The 15,010-nt window shown below is 32.6% G+C and carries 16 protein-coding genes; 5 read left to right on the forward strand and 11 right to left on the reverse strand.

Annotated features, from left to right (window positions below; genetic code table 11):
- The first annotated feature begins 115 nt into the window (after positions 1-115).
- Together MN187_RS07150 and MN187_RS07155 are read left to right on the forward strand one after the other, a co-directional pair.
- Entirely contained in the window at positions 116-790 is a 675-nt protein-coding gene (locus MN187_RS07150; RefSeq protein ID WP_117973144.1) for a DNA/RNA non-specific endonuclease, read from the forward strand.
- Between the two features lie 14 nt (positions 791-804).
- A complete protein-coding gene (locus MN187_RS07155; RefSeq protein WP_117973145.1) occupies positions 805-1,185 on the forward strand; it encodes a hypothetical protein in 381 nt (126 codons plus the stop codon).
- 629 nt (positions 1,186-1,814) lie between these two features.
- Here the strand turns inward: MN187_RS07155 and MN187_RS07160 are convergent.
- Both MN187_RS07160 and nagA read right to left on the reverse strand, forming a co-directional pair.
- Positions 1,815-2,906, reverse strand: coding sequence for a M24 family metallopeptidase (locus tag MN187_RS07160; RefSeq protein WP_241699197.1), 1,092 nt, complete (start codon positions 2,904-2,906; stop codon positions 1,815-1,817).
- A gap of 62 nt (positions 2,907-2,968) precedes the next feature.
- Entirely contained in the window at positions 2,969-4,120 is a 1,152-nt protein-coding gene (nagA, locus tag MN187_RS07165; protein WP_241699198.1) for an N-acetylglucosamine-6-phosphate deacetylase, read from the reverse strand.
- Positions 4,121-4,356: 236 nt separating this feature from the next.
- On the opposite strand from nagA, the gene MN187_RS07170 reads away from it, so the two are divergent.
- Positions 4,357-4,530: a DUF2187 domain-containing protein gene (locus tag MN187_RS07170; protein ID WP_117973148.1), complete on the forward strand. Its 174-nt coding sequence runs from the start codon at positions 4,357-4,359 to the stop codon at positions 4,528-4,530.
- A 38-nt stretch (positions 4,531-4,568) separates the two neighbouring features.
- Here MN187_RS07170 and MN187_RS07175 read toward each other — a convergent pair whose 3' ends face one another.
- From MN187_RS07175 to MN187_RS07200, 6 genes are all read right to left on the reverse strand, one after another.
- Entirely contained in the window at positions 4,569-5,786 is a 1,218-nt protein-coding gene (locus tag MN187_RS07175; protein WP_117973149.1) for a pyridoxal phosphate-dependent aminotransferase, read from the reverse strand.
- 90 nt (positions 5,787-5,876) lie between these two features.
- Positions 5,877-6,572 carry an ABC transporter permease gene (locus MN187_RS07180; protein WP_117973150.1) on the reverse strand — a complete coding sequence of 232 codons (696 nt, stop codon included), beginning with the start codon at positions 6,570-6,572 and terminating at the stop codon, positions 5,877-5,879.
- Complete coding sequence (locus tag MN187_RS07185; protein WP_117973151.1) at positions 6,572-7,501, reverse strand: osmoprotectant ABC transporter substrate-binding protein; 930 nt, start codon at positions 7,499-7,501, stop codon at positions 6,572-6,574. Before MN187_RS07185 ends, MN187_RS07180 begins: the two co-directional genes overlap by 1 nt.
- A complete protein-coding gene (locus tag MN187_RS07190) occupies positions 7,501-8,136 on the reverse strand; it encodes an ABC transporter permease (protein WP_117973152.1) in 636 nt (211 codons plus the stop codon). The genes MN187_RS07185 and MN187_RS07190 overlap by 1 nt, the downstream gene beginning before the upstream one ends.
- Positions 8,136-9,302, reverse strand: coding sequence for a betaine/proline/choline family ABC transporter ATP-binding protein (locus MN187_RS07195; RefSeq protein ID WP_117973153.1), 1,167 nt, complete (start codon positions 9,300-9,302; stop codon positions 8,136-8,138). The genes MN187_RS07190 and MN187_RS07195 overlap by 1 nt, the downstream gene beginning before the upstream one ends.
- A gap of 86 nt (positions 9,303-9,388) precedes the next feature.
- Positions 9,389-10,120, reverse strand: coding sequence for an acyl-[acyl-carrier-protein] thioesterase (locus MN187_RS07200; RefSeq protein ID WP_117973154.1), 732 nt, complete (start codon positions 10,118-10,120; stop codon positions 9,389-9,391).
- 183 nt (positions 10,121-10,303) lie between these two features.
- Between MN187_RS07200 and zwf the strand changes: the two genes are divergently transcribed.
- Complete coding sequence (gene zwf, locus MN187_RS07205) at positions 10,304-11,815, forward strand: glucose-6-phosphate dehydrogenase (protein ID WP_117973155.1); 1,512 nt, start codon at positions 10,304-10,306, stop codon at positions 11,813-11,815.
- Positions 11,816-11,858: 43 nt separating this feature from the next.
- Here the strand turns inward: zwf and MN187_RS07210 are convergent, their stop codons facing one another.
- Positions 11,859-12,149 (reverse strand): hypothetical protein, encoded by a 291-nt coding sequence (locus MN187_RS07210; RefSeq protein WP_117973156.1) that lies wholly within the window; start codon positions 12,147-12,149, stop codon positions 11,859-11,861.
- Positions 12,150-12,298: 149 nt separating this feature from the next.
- On the opposite strand from MN187_RS07210, the gene MN187_RS07215 reads away from it, so the two are divergent.
- Positions 12,299-13,153 carry a LysR family transcriptional regulator gene (locus MN187_RS07215; protein WP_117973157.1) on the forward strand — a complete coding sequence of 285 codons (855 nt, stop codon included), beginning with the start codon at positions 12,299-12,301 and terminating at the stop codon, positions 13,151-13,153.
- A gap of 258 nt (positions 13,154-13,411) precedes the next feature.
- Here MN187_RS07215 and MN187_RS07220 read toward each other — a convergent pair whose 3' ends face one another.
- Together MN187_RS07220 and MN187_RS07225 are read right to left on the reverse strand one after the other, a co-directional pair.
- Positions 13,412-14,575 (reverse strand): AI-2E family transporter, encoded by a 1,164-nt coding sequence (locus MN187_RS07220; protein WP_233519178.1) that lies wholly within the window; start codon positions 14,573-14,575, stop codon positions 13,412-13,414.
- Between the two features lie 11 nt (positions 14,576-14,586).
- Positions 14,587-14,940 (reverse strand): PTS glucitol/sorbitol transporter subunit IIA, encoded by a 354-nt coding sequence (locus MN187_RS07225; RefSeq protein ID WP_117973158.1) that lies wholly within the window; start codon positions 14,938-14,940, stop codon positions 14,587-14,589.
- Positions 14,941-15,010 lie beyond the last annotated feature (70 nt).

Genomic DNA, 15,010 nt, shown 5'->3' on the forward strand with positions numbered 1-15,010 from the left:
ATTATTGTAACAAAAGATGGATTATTTAAACATTCATAACATAAAAAAACAGAACGCTTTTTCTTTTTATGGTAATATCATATAATGACAAGCAACTACAAAAAAGGAGTACAACATGACTAAGAAAAACAAGAATAAAAAATCATCACCTATTCAATATATCATTGGGTTAGTGATTTGTATTATATTGGTAGTAGCAGGTGTAAAATCACCTGAAACATTAATGGCGTTTTTACCATTTGAGCAAAATCATTCTGTCACAAAAAATGAACACACTAATAGCTCAATTCAAAAGGATAATCCAGGTCCAGTTGAACATGGTAAAGCAAAGTTTACAGCAGAAGAATTGAGAAATAGTTCAAAAGGATGGATAGAATATGGCAAATTAGATAAACTTGGTAGACCAACTACTGCCAATGCCCTTATTAAACCCAATATGGTCAATACAGGCACATCTGCTAACCAAAGTATTCGTCCTCCTGGTTTTATTTCTGGTTTAGAACCTCATAACCATTCGCGTGGCCATTTGATTGGAAGACAACTTGGCGGAACGGGCGACAAGTTAGAAAACTTGGTCACGCTATATCAAAATCCAGTTAACACTCCCTTCATGACAAAATATGAAAATATGGTTCGAAAAGCTGCTGATGATGGGGAAACAATTCGATATCGAGTGAAGCCGGTGTATAATGGAAAAGAACCTATGCCTATTGCAGTCGATATAGAAGGTAAAGGTTTAAGTAAACAATCAAACATTGATTTTTATGTCACAATTGAAAACAAACAATAATGGAGTTGAGGTTAATGGAGACGTTTAAACAACTAGCACTAATGACAACAAATACTTCACCTGCACATTTTTTAACTCTCATTAAAGAAAAAAATCTGCAAGAGATGACAGACTATTTTATTTTTAACAATGACAAAAATAGCCAACAATTTTATCAAGCATTGGACTTTTTAGCAGATGATGGGATTTGGACAAAAGAAGACTTAACAGACTACACCTTTATTGCACAAACCATTGACAATGATTATATTGTCGCAACAGATGAACAAACACTAGTTATCCCTTATTCTTGCTATCAATCTGATAGTGAATCATTTGATGTATCTGTCTTCACCTTTTTTTCACTTGTTGAGGATAATGAACTACACTCAAAAATCATCGCCAAAATAGACTAGAGGATAGGTTCCTGCTAGTCTATTTTTTACATTAAAAATACTATATGTTAACAATATCACTCTATACTTTCATTTACTAAATTTTCCGTTTACAGTGACATACTCAACAAAATAAATCATAACATAAATTAAAGTAAAAAAAGACAGTCGTTTAATTGATGTGTTTTTAAATCTTTTAATAACCCCAAACCAAAAAGTGAATGACCAAAAACCAACAATACAATGATACTAATATGATGGTATTGTAAATACCCCATATAAATCATGAAATGCTAAACACTATTAAGAAACAAAAAAATTTTTATTAAAAATGATATAACGCGTTTCAATTGAGGTATGCTATTATATATTTTTTGCTTTTTTTCCACCCTGTTCTCCCTGATACAATCCTTTTATGACTATATACTTATCCTTCATAACAATCTTACTTAAAGTTTTTCAAAAAAACGATACTCACTTTTTTATATTATATTAAATAAACGGAAAAATAATGACATTAGAAAAACTAATGAAACTAATAACATGTTTATGTCTTAAAAAATGTATCGTTATCTAATCAATTCACCTAATCATCATAATAAAAACTATGAACTGAAGCTTATTCCTCCAATTCATAGTTTTAATCACATTTAATCTATTACAATTAATTCTTTTGGATACTCATTTAAAATCTGACAGCCATCTTTTGTTACGACAACTAAATCTTCAATTCGAACACCAACTTCTCCAGAAATATAAATACCGGGTTCAATTGAGAAAATCATTCCTTCTTCAACTATATCTGTATTACTTGCTGATACATCTCCAGCCTCATGTACCTCTGTGCCGATAAAATGTCCTGTCCTATGAGTAAAGTACTCTCCATATCCTTTTGAGTCAATATAATCTCTTGCCGCTGCGTCAATATCACATAAACGAACGCCAGGTTTAACTGTTTCAATTGCTCGCTTATTTGCTTCGAGTACCGTTTCGTATACATCACGGCTTTTATCAGATACCTCTTTATAAAAAACAGTTCGCGTCATATCAGAACAATACCCATTTTTCACACCACCGATATCTAAAATAATACTATCACCAGGTTTTACCTTTGAATCGTCATTCATATGATGCGGATCAGCTCCATTAGCACCATAAGCGACAATTGGTTCGAATGAGAAGCCATCATTACCTAATTTATGATAAATTTTTTCTAATCGTTCCGTCATGTTTAATTCAGTTAATTCTTCTGGGATTAAACCGATTAATTGATTCATCGCCAAATCATTATCATGAGAGGCTTCTAACATTTTTTCTATTTCTTCTTCAGTTTTAACTGCTCTCACTTTATCAATGACATTGGAACTTAACGTATATTGACTAATAGGTGCATCTAATTCTTTCATAATATCTAATAAAAAATGGGCTGCCCAATTTTTTTCAACTGCTATTGGTTTGTTACGATCTAGTTCTTTAGCTAATGTTAAAACACCCATTCCTTTATCAGTATCATCAACAAAAATAATTGGCATTCCTAATGATTCTTCAGAAACAGGAAACAATCGATTTATCACAGCTACGTGGTGGCCATCTTCTTTAATAATTAAAGCAACTAAACGTTCTCCCGGATCAATGGATTGTCCTGTCAAGTAGGCAATTGATGCCTGATCCGATACGATTAATTGAGGTAACTGTTGTCGTTTCATCTCTTGTAATACACGGTTCATTCGTTCTTTATTCATTAAACTTCGTCTCCTTTTTCTTGAATAAAAAAACGGTAGAAAACTCTACCGTTTCACTTATTTTATTGTACTTCATAACGGCATTCACCGTCTAGGTAAGTTGCTTCTAAATTTAATGATTTGTCTAGAACAATAAAGTCAGCCGCACGACCTGGCTTAATCATGCCACATACGTCATCTATTTTACAACTAATGGCGGGAACATAACTTGCCATCATAATGGCTTCAGCAGGTGTCGCAATCCCCCACTCTACCACGTTTTTAACAGCTTCTTTTAATTTCAAAATACTACCGGCTAGATTTCCCTCTTGCATTCTGGCAGTGCCATCTTTAACCGTTACTTTAAATTCACCCAACATATATTCTCCATCAGGCATCCCCCCAGCCATCATACAATCAGTAATTAGTGCCACATGATCTCGACCAGTTGAATCCATTAAAATTTCAGCAGCTGTAGGATGAACATGATGACCATCACAAATTAATTCTGAAAAAACATGTTCCAAACTAAGTGCTGCTCCTACCATTCCTGGCTCTCGGTGATTTAAACCACGCATCCCATTATAAGTATGAACAAAGACACTTGCACCTGACTCAACTACTTCTTTCGCTTGAGCAAGTGTGGCATTACTGTGACCAAGAGACACAACAACTCCTTCATTTGTCACTTGTTGAACAAATTCTTTTACGCCTTCTCTTTCAGGAGCCAATGCTATTTTTTTAATCATGCCACCAGAAGCGTCTTGCCATTCATGAAATACTTCAATACTTGGGTCTGAAAAGTAACCAGGATTTTGAGCTCCTTTATGTTCTTCCGTGAAAAACGGACCTTCAAAATAAATCCCTTGGATTTTAGCTCCATTGACTTGATTTTTTACTTTACCAATTGTTGTCGCCACTTCTTTCAGTCTCTTGTGATCAGACGTCAATGTTGTGGGTAAAAAAGAAGTCACTCCACATGATAAAAGGGCTTCTGACATGACTTTTAATCCGTCAGCATCGTTATCCATGACATCATGGTTCTTAAAACCATGAATATGAGTATCTACCAGTCCTGGTGCTACCCATTTGCCAGATAAATCAATTAATTCATCATACTCATTAGGTATCTCATGTGTAACGTTTCCAAAAATATCGTCATTTATTTCCAAATAGCCCGGTCCAACTTCTCCACTTGCCAAAAAAAATTTATCAGCGTAAATTACTTTTTTCATTGCTAACACTTCTTTCTTTTCTTGTATATCTTAAAATTATCATTATTTAATTCATTAGTCAATAATTGGTCTAGATATTTCATAAACGCTTCGTTTGTTAATGTACTGTATATTTTTTTATGAATAATAGAAGAAAAATAAAAGGGTTTTTATTCCACATTTAGAAAGTTTAATGTTATAATACAGAAATATTATTACTATGCTTTTTATTTTTGGATGATATGGGAGAGATTAGTATGGATACTAAAGAAAAAGTGTTCTTTAAATGGCAAGGTGGACGCTATGAAGGCATCATTGAAAAAGAATATGAGAATTCTGTTTTAATTGAAGTCAATAATCCCGATGATGAATTAAAAGATAAATATTTAAGTCGAATCGTCGTGAGTAAAAAAGAGATTAAAAAGAAATAATGATTAAAAAAGTAGTTAGCCTGTTAGGCTAGCTACTTTTATTTCTGTCTATATGTAGATAAAAATGTTTCTAAACTTAATGTGGCTTTTTTTAGTTCTTCCATTTCCGGTAAATAAACAATTCTAAAATGATCTGGAGTAGACATATTAAATCCTTTTCCATGAACCAATAAAATTTGGTGTTCATGTAAAAAATCTAACACAAATTTTTCATCATCTCGGATATTAAATTTCTCTATATCTAGTTTTGGAAAAATGTAAAAGGCTGCTTGTGGTTTTTTCACTGTTACACCAGGAATCGCATTTAAAGCATTGGTTATGTATTCACGTTGCTCATAAATTCGTCCACCTGGTAAGAGTAATTCATCCACACTTTGATGCCCACCTAAAGCTGTTTGGATAATTTGCTGCGACAATACGTTTGAACATAATCGCATAGAAGCTAACATATTAATTCCTTCAATGTAACCTTTAACGTGTTTCTTTTCTCCACTAATAACCATCCAACCGCAACGAAATCCTGCTACACGATGAGATTTGGATAACCCATTAAACGTTACCACGCATAAATCAGGGGCTAAACTAGCAATTGATACATGTTCCAAACCATCCATTACTAATCGATCATAAATTTCATCTGAATAAATAATTAATTCATGTTCTCTCGCCAATTTTACAATTTCTAATAATAACTCTTTTGAATAAAGAGCTCCAGTTGGATTATTAGGATTAATCAACACAATCCCTTTCGTTTTTGGTGTGATTTTACTTTTGATATCCTCAATATCAGGATACCAATCAGCTTGTTCATCACATACATAATGAACCGCACGACCACCTGATAGTGTAATCGCTGCTGTCCATAAAGGATAATCTGGCATAGGAACAAGTACTTCATCATCATTATCAATTAGTGCCTGCATAGATAATGTAATTAATTCGCTAACACCATTTCCAGTATAGATGTCATTAATCGTAACATTTGGCATTTTCTTTAATTGGCAGTATTGCTGAATCGCTTTTCGCGCCGAAAAAATTCCTTTTGAATCTGAATAACCTTCAGATTCTCTAGCATTCGTTATTAAATCATGAATAATTTCATCAGGGGCTTTAAAGCCAAACGCAGCAGGGTTTCCAGTATTTAATTTTAATACATCAACCCCTCTAGCTGTCATTCTATCTGCCTCTTCTAATACAGGACCTCTTACATCATAGCTAACATAATCTAATTTGGATGATTTTTTAAATTGTCTCACTAACTTTCCCCCTAATAAAAAACTCGCTTCATTTTTTTCTAAATTACACCTATAAACAATGAAAGACAAGTTAATTTTTCTTTAAATTATTTATGGTGTGTCTTTTCCTTCTACTGCCGTTGACGCACCAACTAGTTTTCCAGCTGGATCCAGTCGTTTTTCCACCAATCCTAGTACCCAATCTGTTACAATCGCCATCAGTGCAGTGGGTAATGCTCCAACTAAAATAATAGCCGTTCCATCAGTCGCGTTTGTTCCACGGATAATAATATCTCCTAACCCACCAGCTCCAACAAATGATCCAATTGCTGTAATGCCTATTGCTACGACAAGGGCATTTCTAATTCCTGCCATCAGAACAGAAATAGACAATGGCAATTCAATCATCCATAAACGTTGGAAAGACGTCATTCCCATTCCTTTTCCTGCATCAAGTATGTCTTTATCGACTTGTGTCATACCTGTATAAGTATTAGAAATAATTGGTAAGAGAGAATATAAAAATACCGTAATAATAACCGTATTCACCCCTAAACCAAAGGCAAGCATTAATAGAGATACCATTGCCAGCGATGGAACAGTTTGAATAACATTGGCAGCTCCAATCACCCAATCTACTAAATGCTTCTTTTTTGCAATAAAAATTCCAATAGGAATTCCCACAATAGCTGCAAAAAATACCCCGTAGATTGAAATAAGAAAATGTCTAACAAATTGGGAGAGGACATAGCCACTATTGTTTTGTAAATAATAAAAGAACTGTTGCATTATATTCATATCTTGCATTATTTTTCCCCCTCAAAAAAGTTATTTTCTCTTAAGAATTTTTTGGCGACTGTTTCGGGTTCTAATAGATTATTATCTGCTTCGTAATTAAGTCGTTGCATGGTTTTTGTATCTATTTTCCCAGACAATTTAAGTAATGCTTCTTTTAATTTTAGATTTTTATTCATCACATCATTATCAATCACAATACTACCATCATAAGGTGGGAAAAATCTCAAATCATCTTCTAACACAACTAAATCATAACTTGCAATACGTCCATCTGTTGAATACCCTAAAACAACATCCATTTTTCCAGCAGCAACCGCATCATATACAAGACCTATTTGCATAGGATAAACCTTTTTAAAATCGACGTCATATGTGTCTGAGAATGCTTGATACCCATCTCCATCACGTTTCATCCAAGATGTATCAACACCAGCTGTTAGTTGATCGGCAACATTTTTCAAATCACTAATTTTTTTCAAATTATATTTTTCAGCTGTTTCCTTTGATACCATAAAAGCATAAGTATTAGCGAATCCATAAGAAGGTAACCATGTTTGATGATATCGCTTGTTAAATTCTTCTGAAACAATATCAAACGCTTTTTCTGGATCTTTTTCAGCAGGTAAATTTAGTGTCCCACTTAAGTCCGTCCCTGTATAACGACCAGCAGAAATATCAATATCTCCATTAACCATTGCATTGTGTGCTACTGTACTTGTTCCCAAATTATTGATAAGAACGACTTTATCATCTGTATAATGTTCAATCATCCCTTTAACTAAATTGGCTAATATCTGATTTTCCGTTGTGGCCAAAGATCCGACACGAATGGTTTGAGTATCTCCTTTTCCACCACCTAATCCAGGTAATTCGCAACCTGTTAAAAAGAGAAGCCCTATCATTAAAATGAATAATAATTTGTTTTGTTTTGTTCTCATTAACTATTAGCCTCCTTCATTTTAGGAGATAGTCTTTTTTCTAATAGTCCTAACAAAAAATCACTTATTAAAGCTAGTAGCACCACTGGAATAGTTCCTCCAATAATTAATTCTGGTTTGTATAGGTTCAATCCACTAAAAATTAAATCACCTAAACCACCACCACCAATATACGAGGCTAAAGTTGCCCAAGCAATAACGTAAACCGTTCCTAAACGAATACCACGCATAATTGTAGGCAAGGCAAGTGGAACTTCTACCAAACGAATTTGTTCATAGTCGGTCATCCCCATTCCTTTAGCTGCATCTACCATATTAGGATCTACTCCTTTAATACCCAAATATGTATTTCTTAAAATAGGTAGAAGCGAATAGATGAACAACGCGACAACTGCGGTCATTTTCCCGACCCCAAAAAAAGGTATAAACATTGTTAATAAAGCTAAAGAAGGAATAGTTTGTAATACACTAGCAAGTCCAATGATAATGTTTGCTAATTTATTTGTGCGAGTCAATGCAATACCTAAAGGTACCGCTACAATCACACCAAGTAGTAAAGCGATGACTGAAATATATATATGTTCAAATGTTTTGACAACTAATTCATTTCCATTTTCCAATAAGAAGGTATTCATTATATTTCCTCCTTCTCTACTGGTGTTTCATCTTCAGATGATGAATCCTCTTCTCCCCAAATCGTATCATAAACCATGTCTACAAGAGATGAACGAGTTAAAATTCCGACTAGTTTTTTATTGTCATCAACTACTGGCACATATTTCAAACCACGTTTTAAGATACGTTGAATGGCATCTCTTAAAAGGGCTGTTTGTTTTATATAGAATACATCAATTTCCATGATGTCCCCAACACTTGTCGAGTACCCACGCTTATCATTAATAGACTCAACATCAATAAAGCCTTTTAAGACATTATTTCCATCGACAACAAGTAACGTATCCACTCGTTTTTCACGCATTAAACGAATCGCTTGAGACAATGATTTTTCTGGTGTAATCGAAATAGCACGTTTCATCATGACTTCACCTACTGTAATAAAATCTTGCTGACTATGCATCAAACGTTCTTCTCCGATTAATTCGCGGACAAAATCATTCGCTGGATTACGTAAAATATTTTCAGGCGTGTCACATTGAACCACTTTTCCATGACTCATGACTACAATTTTCGTTGCTAATTTTAGTGCTTCATCCATATCATGTGTAACAAATACAATCGTTTTCCCCATTTTTTCTTGCAATTCTTTAACAAAATCTTGTAATGAATCGCGAGTAATAGGATCTAATGCTCCAAAAGGCTCATCCATCAAAATAATATTTTGATCAGCAGCCAACGCACGAATCACACCGATACGTTGTTGTTGTCCACCAGATAATTCATTTGGATAGCGATCAAGCATTTCTTTAGGAAGCTCAACTAGCTTAATCAATCTTTCTGCTATTTCATTGCGTTCTTCTTCAGGCCATTTTAGTAATTTCGGTACCAATGTAATATTTTCTCGAATTGTCATATGAGGTAATAAACCAATATTTTGGATGACATATCCAATACTACGTCTTAAATCAACAGGATTTTCTTTTGTGATATCTTTTCCATCAATTAAAATCTTTCCTGATGTTGGTTCAATCATACGATTAACCATACGCATTGCAGTTGTTTTACCGCTACCACTTGTTCCGATAAAACAAATAAATTCACCATCCCCAAATGATAAATTTATGTCAGATACTGCCTTTTTATTTCCTTTATAAATTTTCGATACATTTTGAAATTCAATCAAAATTTTGCAACTCCTTTTTATTTAGTTTATTTAAGTGTGAACGATTTTAACTCAATATGCAAATTTCATTTATCCTGATCATAAAACTATCGTATTTCCCACTTTATCAAACCATCTGCACATATATCTGTACCAGATTTTATTTGATGAAGTGTTTTATTATCATCTATTTCCTCAATATAGCTATCCACTGTTTCCCCATAGCGAATTTCTTTATTAAATTTAATGATCACTCGACTTGGAACATGACTAATCAAAAAATCATAAGACATACTATCCATCATCCAAGCAGGATAGGTGGCATTATTAACATGATGATTATCATCAATGTCCCAAAAACTCACACCAAACGAGCGATTGATCGATTCTGATTGTAATGTTGGAATTTTTTCTCCACGTTTTATTCGTTTTGTTTTCTCAGATTGAAAAGGTAAAATAACTTCATCTGGAACGGCATGAACTTTTCTGGTGGTATTATCCATTAGTGCGAAGGTTGACTCCATAAAAGCCAATTCATTGTTTTTTTTATCATGTAACCAAAATTTTCGATAACAAAAATATTTATTATAACTTTCAGCTTGAGTCGTTATAAAAACATCATCTCCAGAAACTGGTAAAGAATGTATGGTTAAATCATGTTCAGTAATAATCCAATTGATATTAAAACTTTGAAGTAACGTCTCATTAACACCTAAAGAATCACTTTGATTAGCAGAAGTTCGTATCATCATCTTTATCAGTGTTGGAACTTTTAATAACCCTTCAGCATCACAATCATAATAAGGAATTGTGTACTTTTCAGTAAACGTATTTGTCATATTATCAACCTCTCATATGTTTTTAATCAATTATATCATAAAAATAGTGTTTATCTTATCATGGCGATTAAGTAAAAAAGATTCTCATAAAACTCTAATTTATTGATTTGTCCGTCTTTTACAAGTAAAATAAGACCAATAATAAGATTATTTAGATATATTGTTAGGAAAGTAGGAAATAAGATGACACAAGACAACAAAGCATTATTTATCATCTTTGGGGGAACTGGAGATTTAGCTAAAAGAAAACTTTATCCGTCTCTTTTTCGTTTATTCCGTAAAGGAGCTATCAACAAACATTTTGCTGTTATAGGAACAGCTCGTCGTGAATGGACAAATGAACACTTCAGAGAAGTCATAACAGACAGTATTCAAGAATTAAACCCTACCCCAAAAGAGCTTGATTCTTTCACATCACATTTTTATTATCAAGCACATAATGTTACCAATACACAAGAGTACGTTACTCTTGAAAAACTTGCTAGTGAACTAGATAATACTTACCAATTGAATGGTAATCGTGTATTTTACCTAGCTATGGCACCAAGTTTCTTTGGAACAATTGCTCAACACATTAAATCTGAGCATATTTTAAGTGAGAATGGTTTCAACCGCTTAATTATCGAAAAACCATTTGGAACAGATTATCAAACAGCAAAAGAATTAAATGATTCTATTTCTGCCGCATTTACTGAAGATCAGATTTTCCGTATTGATCATTACTTAGGAAAAGAGATGGTTCAAAATATTTCTGCCATTCGTTTTGGAAATAATATTTTTGAATCGTTATGGAATCACTACTATATTGATAATGTTCAAATCACGTTGGCAGAATCTTTAGGTGTAGAAGAGCGCGGAGGGTATTATGATAAGAGTGGTGCATTAAAGGATATGGTACAAAATCATATTCTACAAATAGTCGCACTTTTAGCTATGGAACCACCAACCATCTTTTCTGATCATGCCATTCGAACTGAAAAGATTAGTGCATTAGAATCTATTCGTATCTACAACGAAAAAGAAGTCAAAGAAAATGTTGTACGAGGACAATATTCTAAAGGTCATCTTGGTAGTAATCAATTCCCAGGGTATCATGAAGAAAAAGATGTCGACCCTACCTCTTCAACTGAAACATTTGTGGCCGGAAAATTAATGATTGATACGTTTCGTTGGGCAGGTGTTCCTTTTTATATTCGTACTGGGAAACGTCTGACTGAAAAAGGAACACGTATTAATATTGTCTTTAAAACAACACCAATTAACGTATTCCGTTCAGCAGATCAAACAGAAGATATTCCTGAAAATATCTTAACCATTTATATCCAACCTACTGAAGGATTTTCTTTAACGTTAAATGGCAAAGAAATCGGATCAGGCTTTGCAATGGATCCTGTTAAACTAAATTATCGTCACTCAAGTGAAACATTAGAAAACAGTCCTGAAGCATATGAAAAATTACTTTTAGACTGTCTAAAAGGAGATGCCACTAACTTCACTCATTGGGATGAAGTAGCTGCATCATGGAAAATTGTTGACGTTATTAAACATGTATGGGACAAGGATACTTCCAACATTCCAACGTATCCTGCTAGGACGATGGGACCTAAAGAAGCCTTCGACTTACTTGAAAACGATGGACGTTCATGGGTTTGGGAACCTGATCAGTGGTATAGAGAAAAAGAATTATTAAAATAAAAAAGGTGAACTTGATTACATCATCAAGTTCACCTTTTTTATTTTAACCAAAGTAATCCTTCATAAAAGAAGCCGTTTCTGAATCTAAACCAAGTTCCAAAAAATTTTCATCGATTGGTTGAATTCTGTTTAGATTGTAGCCATCATATTTGTCAATTTCGTGTAGTATATGTCTAATATCATATAATACTTCTTTTTCAAAAAACCATTCCTTTAACCTTGTTTGTGTCAATTTTCCTTCTTGTTTTATATCATCTAAATGCTTATCCATTTTTTCTATACTCTTTACAATATTATGAATAATTTTTTCTTCTTTTTTTTCTTTTATTTCCATTTTAAACACTCCATTATTATTTATTCATTGTACAATGACAAAGAAATTTATTTTCTATTTAATTTAGTAATGACGTTTATCTCTTTTTTTGATATCATTAGAATAATCTCATTTTTTAATTATTTTATAATCAGAAAGGAGGAAATCACATGGACATAAGACAGCTAACTTATTTTGTTGCAATTGCCGAAGCAAATACGATTTCCGACGCTGCTAAAAAATTAAATATTGCTCAATCAGCATTAAGTCAAATGCTAAAACAATTAGAAACTGAATTAGGGACCATTTTAGTTGAACGTCACAAAAAACAACATCATCTTACCCCTAGTGGTCGTATTATGTATAACGAGGCGTTATCTATTATTGCGCAAATCAACTTAGCGAAACAACGTATTCACGATAGTACAGTAGGAACTCTAGGCTCCCTTAACATCGGAGTGGATTCACTCTTATCCACAGTATTATATACAAATATTAAAGACTATGTAAAAAAATATCCTGATATTAAACTCAATTTTTTTCAAAATGATCAATTCACATTAAAAGAAAGGCTAGATGAAAGACAAATTGATGTAGCTTTGACTCACTACACTCTTGATCAAAAAGAATATACTATAGCTCACAAAGAAACGGTTCCTGTTTACCTCGTTTACTCTGAAAACTATGACAAACATTGGACAATGAATGAAATTCTTAATCAATCAAAAGATATCATTTTACCATTGCATAAAGAAGAAGAACTTTATAGGGATCTTGTTATTTGGTTAAATCTTACTACTAATAGTAAAAAACAAATAACAAGCTGTACAGATGTTAAATTACTTTTACAACTTATAAAGACTAAACAATGTATCAGTTTTGTTCCAGAATTTTTACTTAGTGAATTGCCCAAAAGTATTCATGTCCATAAACTTACCCATCCAAAGTTACATTATTCTTATAAATGGATTTATCTAAAACATCGATATTTTCCACACATTATGACCGAATTTTTATCATTTTAATTATATTTAATCATTTAAAAAATACTTTTTGATTAGTGTAACAACAAATTAAAATTAAAAAAACAACTCATATAAATTTGATGAATGACATATTACGTTTAAAAATTCTTTAAAATATTTCTTAGCTAAGAGCACTCTTATTAAATCATTTATTTATGACTCTTTTTGTAACTAAATGTGAAAAATGCTATCATAAATATTAAAATCTCTTTAACAATAGAAAAAAGCCACCAATATCATTAATTGGTGACTTTTTTATTACACTAACGTTGTATCCTCTTTTTCTTCTTCGTATAATCCTGACACTTCCTTGTACCAAGTAAATAAATGTATTACGATAACTTTAATGGCCGCATATCCAGGAATCCCTAAGATAACGCCCAGTACACCAAATAGTTTACCAGCTGATAATAATACAAAAATAATGGTAATAGGATGAATATCTAATTGACTACCTAAAACAAGTGGCGATACGACTCTACCTTCAATGGTTTGTTCCAAAACAAAAACAATAATCACAGCTATTAACATCTTAGGACCATTTACCAACGCTAAAACAATTGCTGGGATAGTTGCTAAAGCTGAACCAATATAAGGAATGAGATTTAGTACACCAGCCAAGATACCTAACGTCACACTGTATTCCAATCCTATTACACTAAAACCAATCATAAACATAACAGCTACTGCAAAGGCAACTGTCACTTGACCTCTAACATAAGAAGATAATTGCTTATTGATATCTTCCAACACTTTCAGCGTTGGTTTTCTCATTTTAGTAGGTATTACGGGGGTAATATATGGTACAAGTTGTTTTCCATCTTTTAATAAATAAAATAAAATAAATGGAACAGTAATTGTAGTAACAACAACATTCGCAACAGCTCCCACAATATTACCTAGACTATTAAATGTTGTTTTTGAAACAGAACTAGCTAAACTACTAATGGATGTGATTAATTCATTAAAATATTTTTCAAATGGTTCACTAAACTCACTTAAAGCTGGGAGAGCCAAAAATTCTGTCGTCTTTTGTTCAATAATATCCCAATAATGAGGCCATTCTGTGACAAAACTTTTGGTCTGATATTCAATTTTAGGAATCAAGATGACAATTCCCCAAATAATTAAACCTAGAATGGTAATAAAAAGAGCACTTATCGTATACACACGCTTAATACCACGTCTCTCAAAAAAATTTACGACTGGATTTAATAAATAATATAATAATCCAGATATAATGATTGGCACACCAACAATACCTAAAAATTGTGCAACTGGTGTAAATAAGTGTGATACTTGTGTAAACACTAATAATATTAATAATACGAGCAATATAACCATTAACCCAGTAATAAGTTTATTATTTAAAAATAAACGATAAAATAAAGATTTGGTATTTCCTTCTTTTTTTACTTTCAACTACTTTCCCCCTAACGATATGTAATAATAGTCCCTTCATTAATGACAGGGAATGTATATGGTTCTAAATAGATAGCGTTAGATAATTCGTCCATTCCTTCTGGACTTTTAAACATTAATGACACATGGCCCATAGAGTCTAATTGTCTATTAGCTATAGGACCAATTTTTACAACATGGTACTCTTGATCATCAAAAGAAATAGTCCCACCAACTTCAATGTTAAACGGTTCATCTGTTTCAATTGTTTGAATAACAGAAAATTTTTCTAATTCATTTGTTACTTTTTCTCCAAATAAAATAATCATTTCATCTTTTGCATCCATTGAATGCTCGCCAATTTGTTTGACAACTGCTTTTATCATAAAGACATCTTCCCCACTTTTATAGTATTTATGATATAACTATACCACAATAATAAATAAGACTCTCATT

This window comes from Vagococcus sp. CY52-2, from assembly GCF_022655055.1.
In the GTDB taxonomy this organism is placed as follows: Bacteria; Bacillota; Bacilli; order Lactobacillales; family Vagococcaceae; genus Vagococcus.

Bases quoted from the DNA above. Each gene is read 5' to 3' on its own strand.
- MN187_RS07155 (WP_117973145.1), top strand. From the start codon at position 805: ATGGAGACGTTTAAACAACTAGCACTAATGACAACAAATACTTCACCT.
- MN187_RS07200 (WP_117973154.1), bottom strand. From the start codon at position 10,120: ATGACAAATACGTTTACTGAAAAGTACACAATTCCTTATTATGATTGT.
- MN187_RS07180 (WP_117973150.1), bottom strand. From the start codon at position 6,572: ATGCAAGATATGAATATAATGCAACAGTTCTTTTATTATTTACAAAAC.
- MN187_RS07170 (WP_117973148.1), top strand. From the start codon at position 4,357: ATGGATACTAAAGAAAAAGTGTTCTTTAAATGGCAAGGTGGACGCTAT.
- MN187_RS07210 (WP_117973156.1), bottom strand. From the start codon at position 12,149: ATGGAAATAAAAGAAAAAAAAGAAGAAAAAATTATTCATAATATTGTA.
- nagA (WP_241699198.1), bottom strand. From the start codon at position 4,120: ATGAAAAAAGTAATTTACGCTGATAAATTTTTTTTGGCAAGTGGAGAA.
- MN187_RS07150 (WP_117973144.1), top strand. From the start codon at position 116: ATGACTAAGAAAAACAAGAATAAAAAATCATCACCTATTCAATATATC.
- MN187_RS07185 (WP_117973151.1), bottom strand. From the start codon at position 7,501: ATGAGAACAAAACAAAACAAATTATTATTCATTTTAATGATAGGGCTT.
- MN187_RS07215 (WP_117973157.1), top strand. From the start codon at position 12,299: ATGGACATAAGACAGCTAACTTATTTTGTTGCAATTGCCGAAGCAAAT.
- MN187_RS07160 (WP_241699197.1), bottom strand. From the start codon at position 2,906: ATGAATAAAGAACGAATGAACCGTGTATTACAAGAGATGAAACGACAA.
- zwf (WP_117973155.1), top strand. From the start codon at position 10,304: ATGACACAAGACAACAAAGCATTATTTATCATCTTTGGGGGAACTGGA.
- MN187_RS07225 (WP_117973158.1), bottom strand. From the start codon at position 14,940: ATGATAAAAGCAGTTGTCAAACAAATTGGCGAGCATTCAATGGATGCA.
- MN187_RS07190 (WP_117973152.1), bottom strand. From the start codon at position 8,136: ATGAATACCTTCTTATTGGAAAATGGAAATGAATTAGTTGTCAAAACA.